Annotated in this window: 21 protein-coding genes and 1 other annotated feature; of the genes, 18 read left to right on the top strand and 3 right to left on the bottom strand. The window is 38.6% G+C overall.

Going from position 1 to position 21,734, the window contains the following annotated elements; all coding sequences use genetic code 11:
• Positions 1–732: a YhcN/YlaJ family sporulation lipoprotein gene (locus tag AB1279_RS05585; protein WP_429758116.1), complete on the top strand. Its 732-nt coding sequence runs from the start codon at positions 1–3 to the stop codon at positions 730–732.
• 18 nt (positions 733–750) lie between these two features.
• On the opposite strand, the gene AB1279_RS05590 is transcribed toward AB1279_RS05585, so the two are convergent.
• Entirely contained in the window at positions 751–912 is a 162-nt protein-coding gene (locus AB1279_RS05590; RefSeq protein ID WP_429753742.1) for a hypothetical protein, read from the bottom strand.
• A gap of 549 nt (positions 913–1,461) precedes the next feature.
• Between AB1279_RS05590 and AB1279_RS05595 the strand changes: the two genes are divergently transcribed.
• The 7 genes from AB1279_RS05595 to yajC all read left to right on the top strand — a co-directional run bounded on the left by AB1279_RS05595 (position 1,462) and on the right by yajC (position 6,492).
• Positions 1,462–1,992: a BofC C-terminal domain-containing protein gene (locus AB1279_RS05595; RefSeq protein ID WP_429758117.1), complete on the top strand. Its 531-nt coding sequence runs from the start codon at positions 1,462–1,464 to the stop codon at positions 1,990–1,992.
• A 165-nt stretch (positions 1,993–2,157) separates the two neighbouring features.
• Positions 2,158–2,775, top strand: a complete 618-nt coding sequence (gene ruvA / locus AB1279_RS05600; RefSeq protein WP_429753744.1) for a Holliday junction DNA helicase RuvA — start codon at positions 2,158–2,160, stop codon at positions 2,773–2,775.
• A gap of 5 nt (positions 2,776–2,780) precedes the next feature.
• On the top strand, positions 2,781–3,782 hold the full coding sequence (gene ruvB / locus AB1279_RS05605) for a Holliday junction branch migration DNA helicase RuvB (RefSeq protein ID WP_429758118.1): 1,002 nt from the start codon (positions 2,781–2,783) through the stop codon (positions 3,780–3,782).
• Positions 3,779–3,979 carry a DUF2905 domain-containing protein gene (locus AB1279_RS05610; protein ID WP_429753746.1) on the top strand — a complete coding sequence of 67 codons (201 nt, stop codon included), beginning with the start codon at positions 3,779–3,781 and terminating at the stop codon, positions 3,977–3,979. The genes ruvB and AB1279_RS05610 overlap by 4 nt, the downstream gene beginning before the upstream one ends.
• A gap of 18 nt (positions 3,980–3,997) precedes the next feature.
• Positions 3,998–5,050 (top strand): tRNA preQ1(34) S-adenosylmethionine ribosyltransferase-isomerase QueA, encoded by a 1,053-nt coding sequence (gene queA, locus AB1279_RS05615; protein ID WP_429753747.1) that lies wholly within the window; start codon positions 3,998–4,000, stop codon positions 5,048–5,050.
• 14 nt (positions 5,051–5,064) lie between these two features.
• The gene (gene tgt / locus AB1279_RS05620) at positions 5,065–6,204 is read left to right on the top strand and encodes a tRNA guanosine(34) transglycosylase Tgt (RefSeq protein WP_336481789.1); all 1,140 of its coding nucleotides are present in this window, start codon (positions 5,065–5,067) and stop codon (positions 6,202–6,204) included.
• A 27-nt stretch (positions 6,205–6,231) separates the two neighbouring features.
• The gene (gene yajC, locus AB1279_RS05625) at positions 6,232–6,492 is read left to right on the top strand and encodes a preprotein translocase subunit YajC (protein ID WP_429753748.1); all 261 of its coding nucleotides are present in this window, start codon (positions 6,232–6,234) and stop codon (positions 6,490–6,492) included.
• Between the two features lie 44 nt (positions 6,493–6,536).
• Here the strand turns inward: yajC and AB1279_RS05630 are convergent, their stop codons facing one another.
• Positions 6,537–6,923: a TIGR04086 family membrane protein gene (locus AB1279_RS05630; protein WP_429753749.1), complete on the bottom strand. Its 387-nt coding sequence runs from the start codon at positions 6,921–6,923 to the stop codon at positions 6,537–6,539.
• A 114-nt stretch (positions 6,924–7,037) separates the two neighbouring features.
• Between AB1279_RS05630 and AB1279_RS05635 the strand changes: the two genes are divergently transcribed.
• On the top strand, positions 7,038–7,694 hold the full coding sequence (locus AB1279_RS05635) for a DUF421 domain-containing protein (RefSeq protein ID WP_336481786.1): 657 nt from the start codon (positions 7,038–7,040) through the stop codon (positions 7,692–7,694).
• A 31-nt stretch (positions 7,695–7,725) separates the two neighbouring features.
• Here the strand turns inward: AB1279_RS05635 and spoVB are convergent, their stop codons facing one another.
• The gene (gene spoVB, locus AB1279_RS05640) at positions 7,726–9,285 is read right to left on the bottom strand and encodes a stage V sporulation protein B (protein ID WP_429758119.1); all 1,560 of its coding nucleotides are present in this window, start codon (positions 9,283–9,285) and stop codon (positions 7,726–7,728) included.
• A 121-nt stretch (positions 9,286–9,406) separates the two neighbouring features.
• Between spoVB and AB1279_RS05645 the strand changes: the two genes are divergently transcribed.
• The 9 genes from AB1279_RS05645 to hisS all read left to right on the top strand — a co-directional run bounded on the left by AB1279_RS05645 (position 9,407) and on the right by hisS (position 21,728).
• The gene (locus AB1279_RS05645; protein ID WP_336482014.1) at positions 9,407–9,691 is read left to right on the top strand and encodes a post-transcriptional regulator; all 285 of its coding nucleotides are present in this window, start codon (positions 9,407–9,409) and stop codon (positions 9,689–9,691) included.
• Positions 9,692–9,796: 105 nt separating this feature from the next.
• Positions 9,797–12,061 carry a protein translocase subunit SecDF gene (secDF, locus tag AB1279_RS05650; RefSeq protein WP_429753752.1) on the top strand — a complete coding sequence of 755 codons (2,265 nt, stop codon included), beginning with the start codon at positions 9,797–9,799 and terminating at the stop codon, positions 12,059–12,061.
• Between the two features lie 230 nt (positions 12,062–12,291).
• Positions 12,292–13,185: a cation diffusion facilitator family transporter gene (locus AB1279_RS05655; RefSeq protein WP_429754433.1), complete on the top strand. Its 894-nt coding sequence runs from the start codon at positions 12,292–12,294 to the stop codon at positions 13,183–13,185.
• Positions 13,186–14,054: 869 nt separating this feature from the next.
• Entirely contained in the window at positions 14,055–16,394 is a 2,340-nt protein-coding gene (gene recJ, locus AB1279_RS05660) for a single-stranded-DNA-specific exonuclease RecJ (protein ID WP_429758120.1), read from the top strand.
• A 47-nt stretch (positions 16,395–16,441) separates the two neighbouring features.
• Complete coding sequence (locus AB1279_RS05665) at positions 16,442–16,954, top strand: adenine phosphoribosyltransferase (RefSeq protein ID WP_230574794.1); 513 nt, start codon at positions 16,442–16,444, stop codon at positions 16,952–16,954.
• Between the two features lie 204 nt (positions 16,955–17,158).
• Positions 17,159–19,339 (top strand): GTP diphosphokinase, encoded by a 2,181-nt coding sequence (gene relA / locus AB1279_RS05670; protein ID WP_429753754.1) that lies wholly within the window; start codon positions 17,159–17,161, stop codon positions 19,337–19,339.
• Between the two features lie 16 nt (positions 19,340–19,355).
• Positions 19,356–19,796, top strand: a complete 441-nt coding sequence (dtd, locus tag AB1279_RS05675; RefSeq protein WP_429758121.1) for a D-aminoacyl-tRNA deacylase — start codon at positions 19,356–19,358, stop codon at positions 19,794–19,796.
• A 117-nt stretch (positions 19,797–19,913) separates the two neighbouring features.
• Positions 19,914–20,090 (top strand): hypothetical protein, encoded by a 177-nt coding sequence (locus AB1279_RS05680; RefSeq protein WP_429753756.1) that lies wholly within the window; start codon positions 19,914–19,916, stop codon positions 20,088–20,090.
• Between the two features lie 69 nt (positions 20,091–20,159).
• Positions 20,160–20,389, top strand: a binding site (T-box leader).
• Between the two features lie 67 nt (positions 20,390–20,456).
• Entirely contained in the window at positions 20,457–21,728 is a 1,272-nt protein-coding gene (gene hisS / locus AB1279_RS05685; protein WP_429758122.1) for a histidine--tRNA ligase, read from the top strand.
• The last annotated feature ends 6 nt before the right edge of the window (positions 21,729–21,734 follow it).

Raw genomic sequence — 21,734 nt, forward strand, 5'->3', positions numbered from 1 at the left:
TTGAACAAACAAATTAAGCTTATTGCCGCTTCTTTGTTAGTTACCAGTGCATTAGCTGCATGTGGTACACCTAAAAAAAGTGCAATGGATCGTAATGCTACTTATAATTATCAACGGACAGCGTATGAGAATACCTATCCGTATAGAGATAATGTAACACGTACAGACCGTACTACAGATTATGTTACGTACCGTAACGATGTCAGAACGGACAATTACGGAAATGTAAAGTATTCAAAAATTAATAAAGACATTCATAATACTCGTAATAACGTTGGATACAATTATTACCGCGATGTAAATTATCACGGACAAATAACGAATCCGTCTCCAACTCGTAATATAACGACTCCGTATCCAACTCGTAACGTTACGATGAACAACTCCTATGTTAACAATGATGGTAAAACAGCTGAAGCTATTACTAATCGTGTAAAGGGTATGGCTAACGTGGAGCGTGTTTCTACTGTTGTGCGCGGTAATGATGTTGTCATTGCAGTAAAATCTCGCAGTGGAACAGATGAAAAAGCATTAACAGATGACATTCGCAAAGCTGTCGCACCGCTTGTTAACAATCGAAATGTCTATATTACAGCAAAAGAAGATATGTTTACTCGTGTTGACACAATTAGCACAAGTCTTCGAAATGGAACAGTTACAAACAATTTAAATCGTGATGTAACAAATCTGTTTCAAGATCTTCGTACGAATGTAACTAATACGGTGCGATAATGAGAAGAAGGGGAAATGTTATTTCCCCTTCTTTTTATTTATGTAATGTATCGATTTTTCTGTTAGTAAATGTATATTTTCGATGCAGTCTAATTGAAGTTCATCTTCTAATAATCCTGTGTTAATTGTACTATAATGTTTTTTTGATTCAGATAAATCTGTGATAAGTTGATTCGACATTTTTGAAATTCTCCTTTTCTAGAGAGGGCGTTTAGGGTTACAGTGTAGTATTGTAGAAGAATTGGTAGGTAAAATCGGCAAAAGACATGCTAAAATAGGCAGTATCAAAAGTAGTATAAAGGTGGTTATTCATTTCTTTCTTGCTTTCTTGCGCGGTTAATGTTATATTAACAAAGCGATGAGCTAATTTACGTAAGACGAGAGATATGCTTAAGTGCTAAACACGCGGATGTGGCCGCCTGGTCTCTCGCCGTAAAACGCATCAAGACGCCTGCATGACAGGCGTCTTTCTTATTATATAGAAAATTGTAGCGGAGTAAGATGAAAATCTTATTCCGCTTTTTTGTTAGTTATCTTTTAGACGTGATTCTTTGTAGGAAAGAATTTATTCTAGTCAACTCCGTTTTTCGTATGATCTAGCTTCGCTTCCTAACTCCTTTCGTCTAAGTGGATTAACAGTCAGCGCCACTTTTCTAAGGGATAAAACTTCTATTTTCGGTCAAACTGTAAATAGAAGTTTTTTATTTTCCCTAAAAGAGGTGACAGCATATGAAATTCATGATTATTGCAATGCAGATTGTGCTAGCTGTGTTTTGTTTTTATCATGAATCGAGTGTAGCATCGGCAGAGAGTTCGGATAATGCAGTGGAACAGGAACCTCAAATTACAATCATGTTGCAGCGTATATATTTAGACGGGGAAGTGAGTCAGGAAATTTTTAGAGACAAGGTTGTGCACTTAGAAAAGCTTTTGGAACAATATAAAGAGTGGCAACTTGTTGATCGAGACGATGTACAAGTTGTATTGCAAAAACGCATTGACGATATTTCGCCGTTATTAAAAACAAGCGGTTATTTTGGGGTTTCGAAAGAAGGAATTCTCCAAATTTTTAACGGTGTACCCGAAACCGATAATGTCATTCATTCCTTTTTTCAAATTGATATGAAAAAGATGGAGAGTTATCAGCGCGAACGGTTGAAGCGCGGGATTCGAGTGAAATCGAAAGAGCGATTTGTGGAAGTAATGAAAGATATGGAACAGTATTCTATGAGTAATGGAAACAGCCGTAGCTTAAAGTAGCTACGGCTGTTTTCTTATCATTTTTATGCTATTCATTCTTTGAGAGTACTCAGTCAATATGAAAAGGAAAAGATAGGATAGAGAACATTTGTTGGGGGAATCTCGCATTTATATCGTTATTTATGTTAAAATGGAATACATGATTTGAGAGGGAGAGATACAGTTTTGTTTGAATATATTACAGGTTATGTGGAATATGTAGGACCGGAATATGTTGTTCTTGACCATAACGGAATGGGCTATCAAATTTTTACACCAAATCCGTATGTATTTCAAAGAAGTAAACAAGAACTTCGCGTATATACATATCATTATGTAAGAGAAGATATCATGGCCCTTTACGGATTTAAAACACGTGAAGAGCGTTTATTATTTACAAAACTTTTAGGTGTATCGGGGATTGGACCAAAGGGAGCGCTTGCGATTTTAGCTTCTGGTCAAACAGGTCAGGTTGTACAAGCGATTGAACATGAGGATGAAAAATTCTTAGTGAAATTCCCAGGTGTTGGAAAGAAAACAGCGCGTCAAATGATTTTAGATTTAAAAGGGAAATTAGCAGATGTTGTGCCGGATGCCTTTGTTGACCTATTTTCAGATGAAGAGCGTTTCGATGAGAAAAAAGGAACATCTGCGGAGCTTGATGAAGCACTGGAAGCACTTAGAGCACTTGGATATGCAGAGCGAGAAGTGTCTCGCGTCGTGCCAGAATTATTAAAAGAATCACTTACGACGGATCAATATATTAAAAAGGCACTTAGTCTTTTACTAAATGGTAAGAGGTGAGTAGAATGGACGAACGTCTTGTCTCGGGAGAGTCCGTATATGAAGATATGGACTTAGAATATTCGTTAAGACCACAAACGCTCCGTCAATATATTGGGCAAGATAAAGCAAAACATAATTTAGCAGTATTTATTGAAGCTGCAAAAATGCGTGAAGAAACGTTAGATCACGTCTTATTGTATGGGCCGCCAGGACTTGGGAAAACGACATTAGCAAACATTATTGCGAATGAAATGGGCGTGAATATTCGTACAACATCAGGACCGGCAATTGAACGGCCAGGTGATTTAGCAGCGGTATTAACGGCGCTTCAACCGGGTGATGTTTTATTCATTGATGAAATTCATCGTCTGCATCGCTCCATTGAAGAAGTGTTATATCCAGCGATGGAAGATTTCTGTCTTGATATTGTAATTGGGAAAGGTCCAACAGCGCGCTCTGTTCGGCTTGATTTACCTCCGTTTACATTAGTTGGCGCAACAACGCGGGCAGGTGCATTATCTGCACCGCTTCGAGATCGTTTCGGTGTATTGTCTCGTTTAGAATATTACACAGTTGATCAGTTATCAGCCATTGTAGAACGTACAGCAGAAGTGTTTGAAGTTGAAATTGATTCGTTAGCTGCCTTAGAGATTGCAAGGCGTGCACGAGGTACACCGCGAATTGCGAACCGCTTATTGCGTCGTGTACGTGATTTTGCGCAGGTGCGCGGTGATGGAACTGTTACGATGGATATTACGCAAATGGCACTCGAACTACTGCAAGTAGATAAACTTGGATTAGATCATATTGATCACAAATTATTGCTTGGTATTATTGAAAAATTCCGCGGTGGTCCAGTTGGATTAGAAACAGTTTCAGCAACGATTGGGGAAGAATCTCATACAATTGAAGATGTGTATGAGCCGTACTTACTGCAAATTGGCTTCCTGCAAAGAACACCAAGGGGTCGTATTGTTACACCGCTTGCATATGAACATTTCGGAATGGAGATGCCTGGGGTTTGATGGATATGTCAAAGCTGCTCATTACGGCTGGCATTCTTTTAATTGTTGTGGGATTAGCTTGGAAGCTTATAGGAAGGCTTCCAGGCGACATTTTTGTGAAAAAGGGAAACGTTACCTTTTATTTTCCTATTGTTACGTGTATTGTGATAAGTATTGTATTATCTTTTATTATGTATGTCATAAATCGATTTAAATAGAAATAGGTGAACTTAGTTATGGATATTAATTTGTTTGATTTTCATTTACCAGAAGAACTTATTGCACAAGTACCGCTTGAAGATCGTGAAACATCAAGATTAATGGTGTTAGATCGTGAAACGGGTGAGATTCAGCATAAACATTTTACTGACATTCTTTCATATTTACATGAGGGCGATTGTTTAGTTTTAAATGAAACGAAAGTGATGCCTGCGCGTTTGCACGGTGTAAAAGAAGATACAGGTGCACATATTGAAGTGCTTTTATTAAAGCAAGAAGATGGAGACACTTGGGAGACGCTTGTTAAACCTGCAAAACGTGTGAAAGAAGGAACGGTAATTTCTTTTGGTGAGGGAAAACTAAAAGCAACATGTGTCGGAGCTGGTGAACAAGGTGGCCGCCATTTGGAATTTTCGTATGATGGTATTTTCTATGAAATTTTAGACGAGCTTGGTGAAATGCCACTTCCTCCATATATTAAAGAAACGCTTGAAGACCGCGATCGTTATCAGACGGTGTTTGCACGTGAAGTTGGTTCAGCAGCGGCGCCAACAGCGGGACTTCATTTTACAGAAGAACTGCTAGAAAAGTTGAAGCAAAAAGGTGTTCATTTAGCATTTATTACATTGCATGTTGGACTTGGGACATTTAGACCGGTTTCTGCAGATACAATCGAGGAGCATCATATGCATGCAGAGTATTATCATATGTCAGCGGAAACAGCAGATTTGCTAAACAATGTAAAACAAAAAGGCGGTCGTATTATTACTGTTGGTACAACATCAACGCGTACGCTTGAAACAATTGCAACAGACAATAATGGCAAACTTTGCGCAGCTTCTGGCTGGACTGATATTTTCATGTATCCAGGATATGAATTTAAAGCGATCGATGGTTTAATTACAAACTTCCACTTGCCAAAATCAACATTAATTATGCTTGTGAGCGCATTTGCAGGAAGAGAAAATGTTCTTCATGCGTACAATGAAGCGGTAAAAGAAAAGTATCGTTTCTTTAGTTTTGGTGATGCGATGTTTGTTGCATCTCACTCTAAAGTAGAGAAGAAATAAAAAGGAGCAACAATATGACAGCAATACGTTATGAATTAATTAAAACTTGTAAACAAACAGGAGCACGTTTAGGCCGTGTTCATACACCGCACGGTTCATTTGAAACTCCAATTTTTATGCCAGTAGGAACACTTGCGACAGTAAAAACAATGTCACCAGAAGAGTTAAAAGCAATGGATGCGGGTATTATTTTAAGTAATACGTATCATTTATGGCTTCGTCCTGGTCATGAAATTGTACGCGAAGCAGGCGGTTTACATAAATTTATGAACTGGGATCGTTCGATTCTAACAGATTCCGGTGGCTTTCAGGTGTTTAGTTTAAGTGACTTCCGTCGCATTGAAGAAGAAGGTGTTCATTTCCGCAATCACTTAAATGGAGATAAATTATTCTTATCACCAGAAAAGGCAATGGAAATTCAAAATGCACTTGGTTCTGATATTATGATGGCATTTGATGAGTGTCCGCCGTTTCCAGCGACATTTGAGTATATGAAAAAATCAGTAGAGCGTACGAGCCGCTGGGCAGAGCGCTGTTTAAAAGCGCATCAGCGTCCGCAGGATCAAGGGTTGTTTGGTATTGTGCAGGGCGGAGAATTTGAAGAACTTCGTCGTCAAAGTGCCCGTGATCTTGTTTCAATGGATTTCCCAGGTTATGCAGTAGGTGGTTTATCTGTTGGAGAACCGAAAGATATTATGAATCGTGTGCTTGAATTTACAACACCACTTCTTCCAGATAACAAACCTCGTTATTTAATGGGTGTTGGATCTCCAGACTCGTTAATTGATGGTGCAATTCGTGGTATTGATATGTTTGATTGTGTACTTCCAACTCGTATTGCACGAAATGGTACATGTATGACAAGTGAAGGACGTCTAGTTGTGAAAAATGCGAAGTATGCAAAGGACTTTGGCCCGCTTGATCCAAATTGTGATTGTTACACATGTAAAAATTATTCACGTGCGTACATTCGCCACTTAATGAAATGTGATGAAACATTCGGAATTCGCTTAACGTCTTACCACAACCTGCATTTTCTGTTAAAATTAATGGAGCAGGTGAGACAAGCCATTCGTGAAGACCGTCTTGGAGACTTCCGTGATGAGTTCTTTGAACAGTATGGCTTTAATAAACCGAATGCTAAAAACTTCTAATACATAATAATTAAGGAGGAATAAAAGATGAATCCAGGTATGATGAATATTATCATGATTGTTGCGATGTTTGCGATTTTCTACTTCTTATTAATTCGCCCGCAACAAAAGCGTCAAAAGGCAGTAGCACAAATGCAAAGTGAACTGAAAAAAGGCGATGCAATCGTAACAATTGGCGGCATGCATGGTACAATTGAATCTGTAACTGATACAACAATCGTGATTAAATCTGGTGGTTCACACCTTACATTTGATCGCAGTGCGATTCGTGAAATTGTAAAAGGTTAATGAAAAAAAGCTGTCCCAAAAGTATTACTTTTGGGACAGCTTTTTTAATATGTTGTACGCTTGCCAATATTGACTCCGAGTATGCCTCCAAGTGTACTTGCCGCTATAATCACGAGTTGATATAGAAGCTGTGCCTTTGATAACGCCGATGAAAAGCCTAAATAATTTACAAGAAATACGAGAATGGCAAATATGACTCCAGTGGATCCACCGACAAACCAACCTTTTCCCTGCGCTTTTACCCCAGCAACAAATCCAGCGATTATTGTCGACATAATTGCGAGGACAAAAAGTGCGATGGATAAAGTTCCTTCATTTATGTTTGTAAACTTCAATAATAAAGCAATGATGATACTTGCTAGGCAAGCGAAGATAAGTAAGGTAACGATGCCGAATCCAACTGCAATTGATAATTTTTTCGTTCCATCCATAGAGCATCTCTCCTTTCTAATACAAGCATATTTCTTGTTTTGCTAAGTTAGACTAGTTTCTTTTTGTACGGGGAAACTAATATATAGAAATTGAAATGAGAAAGGAAATGAAAGATGGAACTAGTTCAAATTATCTTTCGAACAATTGTCTTATACAGTGTAATGCTCATTATTTTTCGTCTAATGGGAAAACGTGAAATTGGTGAATTGAGTGTTTTGGACTTAGTCGTTTTTATTATGCTTGGTGAAATGGCAGTTATTGCAATTGAAAATATGGATAAGGCAATGTGGCATCAACTTGTTCCGATGGTGCTTATTATGATCATTCAAATTGCTTTATCTTTTGTCTCGCTAAAAAGCCAGCGTCTTCGTCATATATTAGAAGGGGAGCCGGCTATTATCGTGCACGAGGGGAAAATCGATGAGAAGCAAATGCGTAAACATCGTTACAATATGGATGATTTGCTTATGCAATTACGTGAGCAAAGTATCGGTGATATACGTGATGTAGAGTATGCAATTTTAGAACCATCAGGAAGATTATCGGTGTTTGAAAAGCAAAAAAGTAAAAAAAGTAAAAATGATACACCATTATTTTCGGTTCCGCTCATTATTGATGGAGAAATTCAGAAAAAACACTTATACATGATGGAACATACCGATATATGGCTGGAAGACAAACTAAAGAAATTAGGGTATAAGGATATTGAAAATATTTCATATTGTAGCTTTCAAAACGGCCAGTTTTTTGTTGATTTAATAGATAAATGAAAAGTTGCTCCTTAAAATAGGCAGCAACTTTTTATTTAAAAAAAGAGAATCTACGAATAATAGGTAATCGAAGTAATTCTTCTTTTCTAATAAGGCGAAAAAGGATTAACAGAAATATATATAGTGTCGTAGTGGATAGTACTTCCCATAATGTTTGCTTGCCAAGTGAAGGGGAGAAGATGATGTGCTTATGTATGTAGTAACCTGTTCCTCCAGCAATGATCATGGAAAATAATCCGTATACATAATCTTTTATATAAATAGTAAACGTAATCTTTTTTAATACCGTTGCATAGTGAAGTAAAGTAACTGTCACGATATTGGCTGCAATTGCAAGTGCCACACCCATCATTTGAAATTGCGGCTGTGAGGCAAGGACGAAAATAACAAGTAATTTCACAATCGCTCCGATAAATGTATTCATCATGGCAGCTCGCGCTAAATTTAGAGCTTGTAATACAGATGTCAGTGGTCCCTGAAAATAGTGAAATAAAAAACAAGGTGCAAGTACTTGAATAAAAAGGGTCGCGCTATCGGAACCATACATAAGCGTTAAAATAGGTGAAGCGAATACGTATAAAATAACAACAGACCATCCTCCTGTAATAAGAGAGATGCGCATTGCTTGCTGTAATCTACGCTCTACTAAACGGTGCTGCTTTTTAGCGTTTGCTTCGCTAATGGAAGGAACAAGCGCTGTTGAAAGAGCATAGGTAATAAAAGCTGGCAAAGACAAAAGTGGAAAGGCATACCCATTTAATATACCGTATTGCTTTGTTGCAATAGAGGCTGCAACTCCGGCCATTGCTAAACTTTGCATGACAACAATTGGTTCAAAAAAGTAAGAAATGGATCCGATTAAACGGCTTCCTGTTGTAGGAAGTGCGATATCCATTAAAGAATAAAAAGTGTCTTTGCTTTCTTTTACGGTACTTACAAAACGAGATCGAATGGAAAGATGTTTTTCTCTTTGAAACAACGTTAATAGGAATAAAAGGGAAGCGACTTCTCCGAGTACAGCAGATAGCATTGCACCCGCTGCAGCGTATTCCACTCCATATGGTAAGAAAAGGCGGATGCATACTGCAATAATTGTAATGCGAACGACTTGTTCTAGCACTTGTGCGTAGGCGCTCGGTTTCATGTTTTGTTTCCCTTGGAAATAACCACGAAGCACAGAAGAAACGGCAATAACAGGCACAACGGGTAAAATGGCAATTAATGGATAATAGGTTCGTTTATCGGTTAGAAATGTTTCTGCTAACAAAGGTGCCAGAAGCATAATTCCGGCTGTTAATAGAATACTAATGACCGAGGTGATAGCTAATGAAACAGTTAATATTTTTTTAACTTGTTGCTTATCATGTGTAGCCTCTGCTTCAGCGACCAGTTTTGCAATGGCAACCGGGAGACCGATTTGTGTAATGGTGATAGCCAATATAAATGTTGGAACGGCCATCATATATAATCCAACACCTTCTTCTCCTAAAGTGCGTGCCATTACAATACGGTTAATAAATCCTAATATTTTCGTGATAAAACCAGCTAACATTAAAATAAAAGCACCTCGTAAAAAGGTTTGTTTCGTCATAATTTTCTCCTACCTTCTCAAAATCAATGGAATGATTTACAATAATTTATATGCATCTATAAGGCAAGCATGACAAGCATTTGAAATGAGGAACGTGAGATCAGAAGGAGATGAGCTGGAAGTGGTTGGGAAAGAAGAGTTGATAGAAGCGTATCGGGAACAGTTAAGAATCGTCTTAGAAAGCAAGGTAGAAGAGTTCCAAATGCTCGGCTATGATCGCGTTACAATGGAAGACGTTTGGAAATGTTTAAAGACTCGAAAGTGGAAAAAAGTAGATAGTGATGTCAGATTGTATGAGCTTGTAAATGACGTGTTAACGTTAACAGCTAACGATTATATGACATTTTTAACGATGAAGGCGTACCAAGCACCGCTTTGGTCATTTGAAGAATATGAAAATAAATAATAGGTTGTAATTGGTTTGTTCTTCCTCTTGCAGTATAATAATGAGTATTGATAAAGAGGTAATTTTGGAACAATGGCCTTTGTTCAAAGGAGGAACAAGAAACATATGGCAAAACGAAGCAGTAGAATCGTTGCCTTTTTCCTCGTTGTGTTATTAATTGGAGGAATCATTGGAGCAACGACAAAAAACATTACAAAAGGAATTAACCTCGGGCTTGATCTTCGGGGCGGCTTTGAAATTTTATATGAAGTAAAGCCAGCGAAAAAAGGAGATAAAGTTACAAAGGATACTCTTGTGAGTACGGTTGGTGCACTCGAAAAACGTGTAAACGTTCTTGGTGTAAGCGAACCGAATATCCAAATTGAAGGAAATGATCGCATTCGTGTGCAGCTTGCTGGAGTAAAAGATCAGCAGCAAGCGCGAGATGTGTTATCAACGCAAGCGAAATTAACATTTCGTGATGTAAATGATAACATTCTTATGGATGGTTCTGATTTAGCGACGGATGGAGCAAAGCAAACGTTTGATGAACAAGGCCGTCCAAGCGTTAGCCTAAAATTAAAGAGTGCTGATAAGTTCCGTGCAGTAACTCAAAAAGTATCTAGCATGCCGCAACCAACAAATTTAATGGTGATTTGGCTTGATTTTGAAGAAGGAAAAGATTCTTACAAGGCAGAAGCAGCGAAGCCAAAGCCAAAATATTTATCGGCAGCTACTGTTAGTCAAGTATTTAATCAAGCGGAAGTATCTATTGTTGGTGGAAACTTTACAGTAGAGAGCGCAAAACAACTTTCAGAGTTGTTAAATGCCGGAGCACTTCCTGTTGATTTAAAAGAAATATACTCTACTTCTGTTGGAGCAAAATTCGGAGAGCAAGCATTGCAAAAAACAATTTTTGCAAGTGCGATTGGTATCGCTCTTATTTTCTTATTTATGCTTGTATTCTATCGTCTACCAGGTCTTGTAGCGGTAATTATGCTTGGTTTATATATTTACATAACGTTACTCGTATTCAATTGGATGCACGCTGTTCTAACATTACCGGGTATAGCGGCACTGGTGCTCGGGGTCGGAATTGCGGTTGATGCAAACGTTATTACATATGAAAGACTAAAAGAAGAATTGCGCATCGGAAAATCGATGTTATCAGCATATCGCGCAGGTAATCAGCGTTCGTTATCAACGATTTTAGATGCGAATGTTACAACGCTTGCAGCAGCAGTTGTCTTATTTGCATACGGTAATAGCTCTGTGAAAGGATTTGCGACAAGTTTAATTGTAAGTATTTTCGTCGGCTTTATTACAAATGTTTACGGTACACGTTTCTTACTTGGCTTACTTGTTAAGAGTCGTTACTTTGATAAAAAATATTCTTACTTTGGTGTAAAACCGAAGGAAATTATTCCGTTATCAAAAGGTGTAGAACATGCACCAACGAAATTTGACCGTGTTAACTTTGTTAATATTGGACATAAGTTTTTCTGGTTCTCTGTTGTTGTGATGATTCTAGGTGCGATTATTTTACCAATCTTTAAGTTGAATCTTGGGATTGACTTTGCAAGCGGTACGCGCATGGACATTAAAACAAATCAAGCCATAACGGTTTCACAAGTACAACAAGAGTTACATGATTTAAAAGTAGATGTGAAGAAAGAAGATATTGTGCCGACAGGTAATGATAATAAAGGATTTGCTGTTCGTACAATTGGTGTACTATCAAAAGACGATATTGCGAAAGTAAAAACATTTTACCATGATAAATATGGTGCAGAACCGAACGTAAGTACAGTTTCTCCGACAATCGGAAAAGAAATTGCACGAAATGCACTTATTGCAGTGCTAATTGCTTCTCTTGTTATCATTTTATATGTGAGTATTCGTTTCCGCTTCACATATGCGCTATCGGCAGTGTTAGCACTTCTGCACGATGCATTCTTCATTATCATTGTGTTTAGCTTACTTCACTTAGAAGTTGATCTAACATTTATCGCAGCAGTGTTAACGATTATCGGTTATTCTATTAATGATTCGATTGTTACGTTTGACCGAAACCGTGAGTTATACAAACAGAAACAAAAAATTCGTACTGTAAGTGATTTAGAAGAGATTGTGAATTCTAGTATTCGTCAAACAATCGGTCGTTCTATTAATACGGTCATGACAGTGTTACTACCTGTTATTACATTATTAATTTTCGGTAGTGAGTCATTGCGAAACTTCTCAATTGCATTATTTGTCGGCTTAATTGTTGGTACGTATTCTTCTGTTTTCGTTGCATCTCAAATTTGGTTGATGCTTGAAAGCCGTCGTTTGAAAAAAGGAAAAGGTCAGAAGAAAGTTGAAGTAAATACGTCTGAACCGCAAGTATAAGTAAAGTCGCTTAAACTTGAATAAAAAGAGATGCCTAATTGTAGGCATTTCTTTTTTGTTCCGGGATAAAATAAAGTGAAACTTCCTTCTGGAACGTTTTTTTCCAGAAGGTTAGTTGAACCAATCGGGCACTTAGGAGAAATTAGTCCCCACTTCTCTTCTTCGATTTCACTAAGCTTGATCGTTAGTGCGGGATAAAATATAGGTTGGCGAAAGAAAGGATTGCGGTTATGGAAAAAGATGAACGTTTTAAACAAGCGGAGTTTGGTGCGATTGTTGGAATTATTGGTAATATTTTACTCGCAATTATAAAGGCGATTATTGGATATATTGGAAATAGTAAAGCGCTTATGGCGGATGCTGTACATTCCGGATCAGATGTTATTGGTTCGTTAGCGGTTTTATTTGGGCTGCGTGCAGCAAAGCAACCGCCTGATGACGATCATCCATATGGACATGGAAAAGCGGAATCGATCTCAGCGATTATCGTAGCTGTTCTTTTATTTATTGTCGGAATTGAAATTGTTATCTCTTCTATTAAAGCTTTTACACAAGTGCTAGAGCCACCGCGCTGGATTACTGTGATTGCTGTGCTTCTTTCGATTGTTGTGAAAGAAGGGATGTTCCGCTACAAATATAAGTTAGGTAAAAGGATAAAAAGTGATGCCATTATTGCAAACGCGTATGAGCATCGTTCGGATGTATTTTCATCATTTGCGGCTTTAATTGGGATTGGAGCGGCGATTATAGGAAGTAAAATGGGGGTAGATTGGCTTGTATATGCCGATCCAGTTGCCGGTTTATTTGTATCTTTACTCGTTATAAAAATGGCTTGGGATATTGGAAAAGAAGCGATTCATACAACGTTGGATCATGTACTTCATGAAGAAGATATCGTTCCGATGAGGGAAGCCGTTATGCAAGTAGAAGGGGTAAAGAAAATAGGTTCGCTATACGCAAGAGAGCATGGACACTATGTTATTGTTGATATTAAAGTGTCTGTTGATCCGTACATTACGGTAGAAGATGGACATCGCATTGGTAAACATGTGAAAGAGGTGCTCATGCAGCAAGATCATGTGCAAAACGTCTTCGTACATATTAATCCATATTCTCCGGATTAATATATAAAGTGGTAGTTCATACAGAGGAGGAACTGTCCCTAAGAGCCTGATTGGTTCGACTAACTATTTTCGGGGAAGGGCGACCAAAAAGAAGTCTCATTTTATCTCGCTCAAACGGGCAGTAGAATGTAGGAACGCCAAGGAGAAGGACTGCCCGTAAGAGCCCGATTGGCTTAACAAACCTTTAGCAAAAAGCGCTAAAGGAAGTTTCGCTTTACCCCGCTCAAAGGGACAGTAGTGCGGTAGTGAATGCAGAGGAGAACTGTCCCTAAGAGCCCGATTGGTTCGACTAACTATTTTGGGAGAAGGGCGTTCCAAAAATAGAAGTCTCACTTTCCCCCGCTCAAAGGGACAGTAGTGCGGTAGTGAATGCAGAGGAGAACTGTCCCTAAGAGCCCGATTGGTTCGACTAACTATTTTGGGAGAAGGGCGTTCCAAAAATAGAAGTCTCACTTTCCCCCGCTCAAAGGGACAGTAGTGCGGTAGTGAATGCAGAGGAGAACTGTCCCTAAGAGCCCGATTGGTTCGACTAACTATTTTGGGAGAAGGGCGTTCCAAAAATAGAAGTCTCACTTTCCCCCGCTCAAAGGGACAGTAGTGCGGTAGTGAATGCAGAGGAGAACTGTCTCTAAGAGCCCGATTGGTTCGACTAACTATTTTGGGAGAAGGGCGTTCCAAAAATAGAAGTTTCGCTTTACCCCGCTCAAAGGGACAGTAGTGCGGTAGTGAATGCAGAGGAGAACTGTCCCTAAGAGCCCGATTGGTTCGACTAACCATTTTGGGAGAAGTGCGCTCCCAAAATAGAAGTCTCACTTTATTGTCACCCCTTAGTCTGTCTAGTATAATGGATAGGTTAAGGGGTGATTTCGTTGTTACAAGCGAAGACGCGTTGGAAAGAAAAGTATACTAATGAGGAACTTGTAGGACAGTTGGCAAATAAACTTCAATTGTCTCCTCTTGTTACTTCACTATTACTGAATAGAGGATTCGATACAGAAGAAAAGATTGTGGACTTTTTAAATACAGAGCAGCAAGAATTTCACGATCCGTTTTTATTAGAAGGTATGGACCGTACTGTAGAGCGTATTCGCCAAGCGATTCAAAACGGAGAGCAAATTTTAATTTTTGGTGATTATGATGCAGACGGTGTTAGTAGTACAACTGTTTTATTTTTAGCATTGCAAGAAATTGGAGCGGATGTGGAGTTTTATATTCCGAACCGATTTACAGAAGGATATGGGCCGAATGAAGAAGCGTTTCGCTGGGCGCACCGTGCTGGTTTCTCACTTATTATTACAGTTGATACGGGAATTGCAGCTGTTCACGAGGCGCAGGTTGCAAAGGAGCTGGGCGTTGATTTAATTATTACCGATCATCATGAGCCGCCGCCAGAATTGCCGGAAGCTTTAGCGATCATTCACCCGAAGTTAGATGGTGGTGTGTATCCGTTTCATTACTTGGCAGGTGTTGGAGTTGCGTTTAAAGTTGCTCATGCTTTGCTTGGGAGTGTGCCAGAACATTTATTAGAAATTGCAGTTATTGGTACAGTGGCTGATTTAGTGCCTCTTTATGGTGAAAACCGCCTACTCGTGCAACGTGGGCTGAAAAAATTGCGAACAACGCAGCGAGTAGGATTACAAGCACTCTTTAAAGTTGCTAATATTTCGCAAGGTGACATTACAGAAGAGAGTGTTGGTTTTGCAATTGGACCGCGCATTAATGCAGTTGGACGATTAGAAGATGCAACGCCAGCTGTGCATTTACTATTGTCAGAAGATGTAGAAGAAGCAAAAGAACTTGCACAAGAAATTGATGAACTGAACAAATTGCGAAAAGATATTGTAAAGCAAATTACGGAAGAAGCGATTGTGGAAGTGGAAGCACATTATCCGCCAGAAGAGAATAAAGTATTAGTTCTTGCAAAAGAAGGTTGGAATCCTGGTGTAATTGGGATTGTTGCTTCAAAGCTCATAGATCGCTTTTATCGTCCGACAATTGTACTAAGCATTGATCCCGAAAAAGGGACGGCAAAAGGATCAGCCCGTAGTATTGAAGGCTTTGATTTGTATGCTAATTTATCAGATTGCCGGGACATTTTACCGCATTTTGGCGGGCATCCAATGGCTGCTGGTATGACTCTTAGTATGGATGATGTCGATGAACTGCGCCGACGCTTAAATGAGCAAGCGGCGGTTCAGCTATCAGATGAAGATTTTATTGCAGTCACTGCAGTAGATGCAGTATGTGAAGTGGAAGATGTAACGCTTGCTGCAATTGAAGAGATGCAAAAACTTGCCCCGTTTGGTGTCGGAAATCCAAAGCCGCGTATCGCTGTGAAGGATGCAGGTCTTGAAAGTATTCGCGCAATTGGTTCTGATGGTTCGCATTTGAAAATGACACTTCGTAATGGACAAGCGACATTAGATAGCATCGGTTTTGGTCTTGGTGCATTTGCAAAAGAAATTTCTCCTGTAGCGCACGTGTCGATCGTTGGAGAAGCTTCTATTAATGAATGGAATAATTTCCGTAAACCACAAATTATGATTCAAGATATTGCTGTAGAAGCTTGGCAATTATTTGATTGGCGCAGTATGCGTAATGTAGAAGCAAATCTCGCCGATCTTTCGCGTGATAAATTGACAATCGTGTATTTTAAAGAAGAGGCATTGCAAAAGTTTTCTTTAGAAGCGTATACAGATTATCTCGTGCATGCCAAGGATGTGACAATATTAGAAGGTCGTTACGTTGTTGTTCTTGATTTACCAGATGCGACAGAAGATCTAAAGTCTATATGTGAAAAAGGATTTCCAGACCGTATTTATACCGTTTTTTATCAAGAAAACAATCACTTATTCAGTACGGTTCCAACGAGGGAACATTTTAAATGGTACTATTCATTTTTACATCAAAAAGCACCATTTTCTCTTCGACAATACGGAGAGCAACTTTGCCGTCATAAAGGTTGGTCAAAAGATACAGTAAATTTCATGACACAGGTGTTTTTTGAGTTAGAATTTGTTACAATAAAAGACGGTGTCATTTTTATGGCAGGAGAAATGAAAAAGCGTGATTTAACCGAATCAAACACGTATCGTGAGAAAATCAACCATTTACAATTAGAAAAAGAACTGGTTTATAGCACATATCAACAATTATATGCATGGTTTGAAACGATTCGTAATCATAAAGAAGTAGAACAGTTAGGATAAAGGATTTGTATTTACAATTCTTTTATATTTGAGGAGGATTCATAAATATGGATTTCAAGCAACATATTGCAATTGTACCGGATTATCCGAAAGAAGGTATTGTCTTTAAAGACATCACACCTTTAATGAATGATGGAAAAGCATATAAAGCAGCAACGGATGCAATCGTTGCGTATGCAAAAGAAAGAAATATCGACCTTGTAGTAGGACCAGAAGCTCGTGGTTTTATTATTGGATGTCCAGTTTCTTACGCATTAGAAGTGGGTTTTGCACCAGTTCGGAAATTAGGTAAATTACCACGCGAAGTAATTAAAGTAGATTACGGTAAAGAGTATGGTAAAGATGTGTTAACAATTCATAAAGATGCGATCAAACCTGGTCAACGAGTATTAATTACAGATGACCTATTAGCTACAGGTGGAACAATTGAAGCGACAATTAAGTTAGTAGAAGAACTTGGCGGTGTTGTTGCAGGTATCGCATTTTTAGTAGAGCTTACTTATTTAGATGGCCGTAAAATGTTAGACGGTTATGACGTATTAGTATTAGAAAAATATTAATTGTAAACAGGGCGGCATGTGGAGTACCCGTGAATCTCTTTGAGAGGATCGGGTATTTTTATATATTTGTTGAAAAAGCAAAGCGAAATGTTTGTAAAATCTTTTCCTTTTCACAATTCCCAATCATTACGTTATAATGGTAAAATAAAAATTATTCTAATTGGCAAGGAAAGAGATTATTAATCTTCAATAAAAGGTGATTAGATGGCGAATGAACAAGTACTAACAGCTGAACAGGTACTGGAGAGAGCAGGGCAATATTTACAAGATGATGATATCGATCTTGTTGCGCGCGCTTATGAATTTGCGCGTTCCGCACATAGTGAGCAATACCGAAAATCAGGGGAACCATATATCATTCATCCAATTCAAGTAGCAGGTATTTTAGTTGATTTACAAATGGATCCGTCTACTGTATCTGCAGGTTTTTTACATGATGTAGTAGAAGATACAGAGGTAACGTTAGAAGATATTGAGCGTGAATTTACAAAAGAGATTGCGATGCTTGTTGATGGTGTCACAAAGCTTGGAAAAATTAAATATAAATCACATGAGCAGCAACAAGCGGAAAATCATCGAAAAATGTTTATCGCAATGGCGCAAGATATTCGAGTGATTTTAATTAAACTAGCTGACCGTCTTCATAACATGCGTACGCTGAAACACTTACCCCAAGAAAAACAGCGTCGCATTGCAAATGAAACATTGGAAATTTTCGCACCATTAGCACATAGACTCGGAATTAATACGATTAAGTGGGAACTAGAAGATACAGCGCTTCGTTATTTAAATCCGCAGCAATATTATCGTATTGTCAATTTAATGAAACGCAAGCGTGCCGAACGTGAAGAATATTTAGATGAAGTTATGACAGAAATTCGTGACAAGTTAAAAGAAGTGGCGATTCAACCGGAGATTTCTGGTCGTCCAAAGCATATTTACAGTATTTACCGTAAAATGGCAATGCAAAATAAACAATTCAATGAAATTTATGATTTGCTAGCTGTTCGTGTTGTGGTAAATAGTATTAAAGATTGCTACGCAGTTCTAGGTATTATTCACACGTGCTGGAAACCGATGCCAGGCCGTTTTAAAGATTATATTGCAATGCCAAAAGCAAACTTGTATCAGTCGCTGCATACAACAGTAATTGGACCTAAAGGTGATCCGCTTGAAGTGCAAATTCGCACGAAAGAAATGCATGAAATTGCAGAATACGGAATTGCGGCACACTGGGCATATAAAGAAGGACAAGCGGTTGACACAACAGGAACGCTTGAGAAAAAATTAACGTGGTTCCGTCAAATTTTAGAATGGCAAAATGAAGCTTCGAATGCAGAAGAATTTATGGAATCCTTAAAAATTGATTTATTCTCTGATATGGTGTTTGTATTTACACCAAAAGGAGATGTAATGGAATTGCCCCTTGGTTCGGTTCCAATTGACTTTGCTTACCGTGTTCACTCTGAAATAGGGAATAAAACGATTGGTGCAAAAGTAAACGGTAAGATGGTGACTCTTGATTATAAATTAAAAACAGGTGACATCATTGAAATTTTAACATCTAAGCATTCATATGGCCCGAGTCAGGACTGGGTGAAATTAGCTCAAACATCGCATGCGAAAAATAAAATTCGTCAATTTTTCAAAAAGCAGCGCCGTGATGAGAATATTGAAAAAGGTCGCGAGCTTGTTGAAAAAGAGGTGCGAGGCCTTGAGTATGAGATGAAAGAAGTATTAGCATCTGATAACTTAAAACGTGTTGCTGAGAAATTTAATTTTGCAAACGAAGAAGATATGTTTGCAGCTGTTGGCTATAACGGCATTACCGCATCGCAAATTGTGACGCGCTTAACAGATAAATTCCGTAAGCAACGTGAAGAAGAAATAACGGAAGTAAAAGAAGTTCGAAAACCGATGAAAATTCGGAAATGGGATTCTGGTGTGAAAGTAAGTGGTGCGGATAATTTACTTATCCGTTTATCAAAGTGTTGTAATCCAGTTCCTGGTGATGACATCATTGGCTATATTACGAAAGGCCGCGGTGTATCGATTCATCGTACAGACTGCGTAAATGTTCATACAGAAGAAGCACAAGAAAGATTGCTGGATGTAGAATGGGAAGGCAGCCCGGAAAAAGAAATTGAATACAACGTTGATATTGAAATTTCAGGATATGACCGCCGCGGTTTACTAAATGAAGTATTGCAAGCTGTAACAGAAACGAAAACATATATTTCGGCTGTTTCAGGAAGAAGCGACCGCAACAAAATGGCGACAATTCATATGTCTATTTCTATTCATAACTTACAGCATTTGAAAAAAGTTGTGGAACGTATTAAACGAGTTCCAGAAATTTATGCGGTGCGCCGCATGATGCATTAATTAGGAGTGAATATATATGAGAGTTGTCTTACAACGATCAAAAGAAGCATCTGTAACAGTGAAAGGAGAAGTTGTAGGACAAATTCCTTTCGGCTTAACACTATTAGTTGGAATCACACATGAAGATACAGAAAAAGATGCAACGTACATTGCTGAAAAAATTGCCAACTTACGCATTTTTGAAGATGAAAACGAGAAAATGAACCATTCTGTATTAGATGTCGGTGGACAAGTTCTTTCTATTTCACAGTTCACGTTATACGGAGATTGCCGAAAAGGAAGACGCCCAAACTTTATGGATGCAGCAAAGCATGACTATGCAGAACATTTATACGATTTCTTTAACGAAGAACTTCGCAAACAAGGATTGCATGTAGAAACAGGACAATTTGGAGCGATGATGGACGTTCAGCTTATTAATGATGGTCCGGTGACTTTAATTGTAGAGAGTAAATAGTGATGGTGGAAGAGAGGGGATGTGTTCTCCTCTCTTTTTTGTAACAGCGTATAACCTCCACATCAATATGGAACACTAGTCATTAGAATTCCACTATTGAATGTGAGGGATATGCATATGCGTATGAATGAGAAAGGAAACGCTGTTACTAACGGAGCGAATCAATTGTTTAATGTGAATTTTCATGAGTTTATTTCAAAAGAATCGCAAAATACAACGCTTGAACTTGCTTCTGAATTTGGGCTTTCTTTAAAAGATGTGAAAACATTAAAGAAGCACCTTGGACGTTCTTGAGAACCTTGACAACATTTGTGAATAACCGTATAGTAGTAAACAAATTCGTCTTTTTACAGTTACATATGTTATAAACCGATGATAGAGAAGAGTAGATGAGAGACACATGAAAAGAGAGGAAATGTCCAGGGCTGAAAACATTTCTGCATGATGACTGATCGAATGACACTCTGTAGGTTTCGTCTTGAACAGCTTAGTGCTCAGTAGAGGTCGAACGCAATTTAAGCGTTATTAAAAAAGTGGAAGCATACGTGCTTCAATTAGGGTGGCACCACGGGTATTATACTCTCGTCCCTACTGTGTAATCAGTAGAGGCGGGAGTTTTTTTATTTTTATTATTATTGAAAAAATGAGGAGGAACTGAATATGTCTATTCAAATCCCACGCGGAACGCAAGATATCCTTCCTGGTACTGTTGAACTATGGCAGTATATTGAAGGACAAGCACGTGAAATTTGCCGTCGTTATAACTATAAAGAGATTCGTACACCAATTTTTGAGCACACAGAATTATTTTTACGCGGTGTTGGTGATACAACGGATATCGTACAAAAAGAGATGTACACATTCGAAGATCGCGGAGAGCGCAGCTTAACACTTCGTCCAGAAGGAACAGCACCAGTTGTACGTTCTTATGTAGAAAATAAAATGTTTGGTGACGCTACGCAGCCAACAAAATTATATTATATTGGACAGATGTTCCGTTATGAAAGACCACAAGCAGGCCGTTACCGTCAATTTGTTCAGTTTGGAATTGAGGCGATTGGCAGTAATGATCCGGCAATTGATGCTGAAGTTATTGCGCTTGCTGTTGAGTTTTACCGCGGCATGGGCTTAAAGAATATAAAAGTTGTTTTAAATAGCTTAGGTGATGCAGCGAGCCGTAAAGCACATCGCGATGCATTAATCGCACACTTTGAGCCTCGCATCGGTGAGTTTTGTGCAGATTGCCAATCTCGTTTAGGGAAAAACCCACTTCGTATTTTAGATTGTAAAAAAGATCGCAATCATGAATTGATGGCAACAGCACCGTCTATTACAGAATATTTAAACGAAGAATCAAGTGAGTATTATGAAAAAGTACAAGAACTATTAACAATGATGGGCATACCATTTGAGAAAGATCCAAACCTTGTGCGCGGTTTAGATTATTATCAGCACACTGTATTTGAAATTATGAGTGAGGCTGAAGGTTTCGGGGCGATTACAACGTTAAGCGGCGGTGGTCGTTACAACGGACTTGTACAAGAAATTGGCGGTCCAGAAATGCCTGGTATTGGTTTTGCGATGAGTATCGAACGTTTAATTATGGCGCTGAAAGCTGAGAATATTGAATTACCAATTGTTCATAACATCGATTGTTATGTTGTAGCGCTTGGTGAAAAAGCGAAAGATCGCGCTGCAAAAGTTGTCTTCGATCTTCGGAAGGCTGGCTTAGCGGTTGAAAAAGATTACTTAGATCGTAAAATGAAGGCGCAGTTTAAATCAGCGGATCGTCTAAGTGCAAAATACGTTGCTGTATTAGGTGAGGATGAACTAGAAAAAGGCATTATCAACTTAAAAGATATGGCAACAGGCGAACAAGAAGAAGTTGCATTAGATGTATTTGCTTCATACGTAGCAGAGAAATTAGTATAGGGGGAG

Source organism: Bacillus sp. S14(2024), from assembly GCF_050473785.1.
In the GTDB taxonomy this organism is placed as follows: Bacteria; Bacillota; Bacilli; order Bacillales; family Bacillaceae_G; genus Bacillus_A; species Bacillus_A yunxiaonensis.

What these genes read in the sequence shown, in the direction of transcription:
- queA (WP_429753747.1), top strand. Translation starts at nt 3,998, where the DNA reads ATGGATATTAATTTGTTTGATTTTCATTTACCAGAAGAACTTATTGCA.
- secDF (WP_429753752.1), top strand. Translation starts at nt 9,797, where the DNA reads ATGGCAAAACGAAGCAGTAGAATCGTTGCCTTTTTCCTCGTTGTGTTA.
- ruvB (WP_429758118.1), top strand. Translation starts at nt 2,781, where the DNA reads ATGGACGAACGTCTTGTCTCGGGAGAGTCCGTATATGAAGATATGGAC.
- AB1279_RS05635 (WP_336481786.1), top strand. Translation starts at nt 7,038, where the DNA reads ATGGAACTAGTTCAAATTATCTTTCGAACAATTGTCTTATACAGTGTA.
- yajC (WP_429753748.1), top strand. Translation starts at nt 6,232, where the DNA reads ATGAATCCAGGTATGATGAATATTATCATGATTGTTGCGATGTTTGCG.
- AB1279_RS05630 (WP_429753749.1), bottom strand. Translation starts at nt 6,923, where the DNA reads ATGGATGGAACGAAAAAATTATCAATTGCAGTTGGATTCGGCATCGTT.
- AB1279_RS05665 (WP_230574794.1), top strand. Translation starts at nt 16,442, where the DNA reads ATGGATTTCAAGCAACATATTGCAATTGTACCGGATTATCCGAAAGAA.
- AB1279_RS05655 (WP_429754433.1), top strand. Translation starts at nt 12,292, where the DNA reads ATGGAAAAAGATGAACGTTTTAAACAAGCGGAGTTTGGTGCGATTGTT.
- AB1279_RS05595 (WP_429758117.1), top strand. Translation starts at nt 1,462, where the DNA reads ATGAAATTCATGATTATTGCAATGCAGATTGTGCTAGCTGTGTTTTGT.
- AB1279_RS05590 (WP_429753742.1), bottom strand. Translation starts at nt 912, where the DNA reads ATGTCGAATCAACTTATCACAGATTTATCTGAATCAAAAAAACATTAT.
- tgt (WP_336481789.1), top strand. Translation starts at nt 5,065, where the DNA reads ATGACAGCAATACGTTATGAATTAATTAAAACTTGTAAACAAACAGGA.
- hisS (WP_429758122.1), top strand. Translation starts at nt 20,457, where the DNA reads ATGTCTATTCAAATCCCACGCGGAACGCAAGATATCCTTCCTGGTACT.
- spoVB (WP_429758119.1), bottom strand. Translation starts at nt 9,285, where the DNA reads ATGACGAAACAAACCTTTTTACGAGGTGCTTTTATTTTAATGTTAGCT.
- relA (WP_429753754.1), top strand. Translation starts at nt 17,159, where the DNA reads ATGGCGAATGAACAAGTACTAACAGCTGAACAGGTACTGGAGAGAGCA.
- dtd (WP_429758121.1), top strand. Translation starts at nt 19,356, where the DNA reads ATGAGAGTTGTCTTACAACGATCAAAAGAAGCATCTGTAACAGTGAAA.
- AB1279_RS05680 (WP_429753756.1), top strand. Translation starts at nt 19,914, where the DNA reads ATGCGTATGAATGAGAAAGGAAACGCTGTTACTAACGGAGCGAATCAA.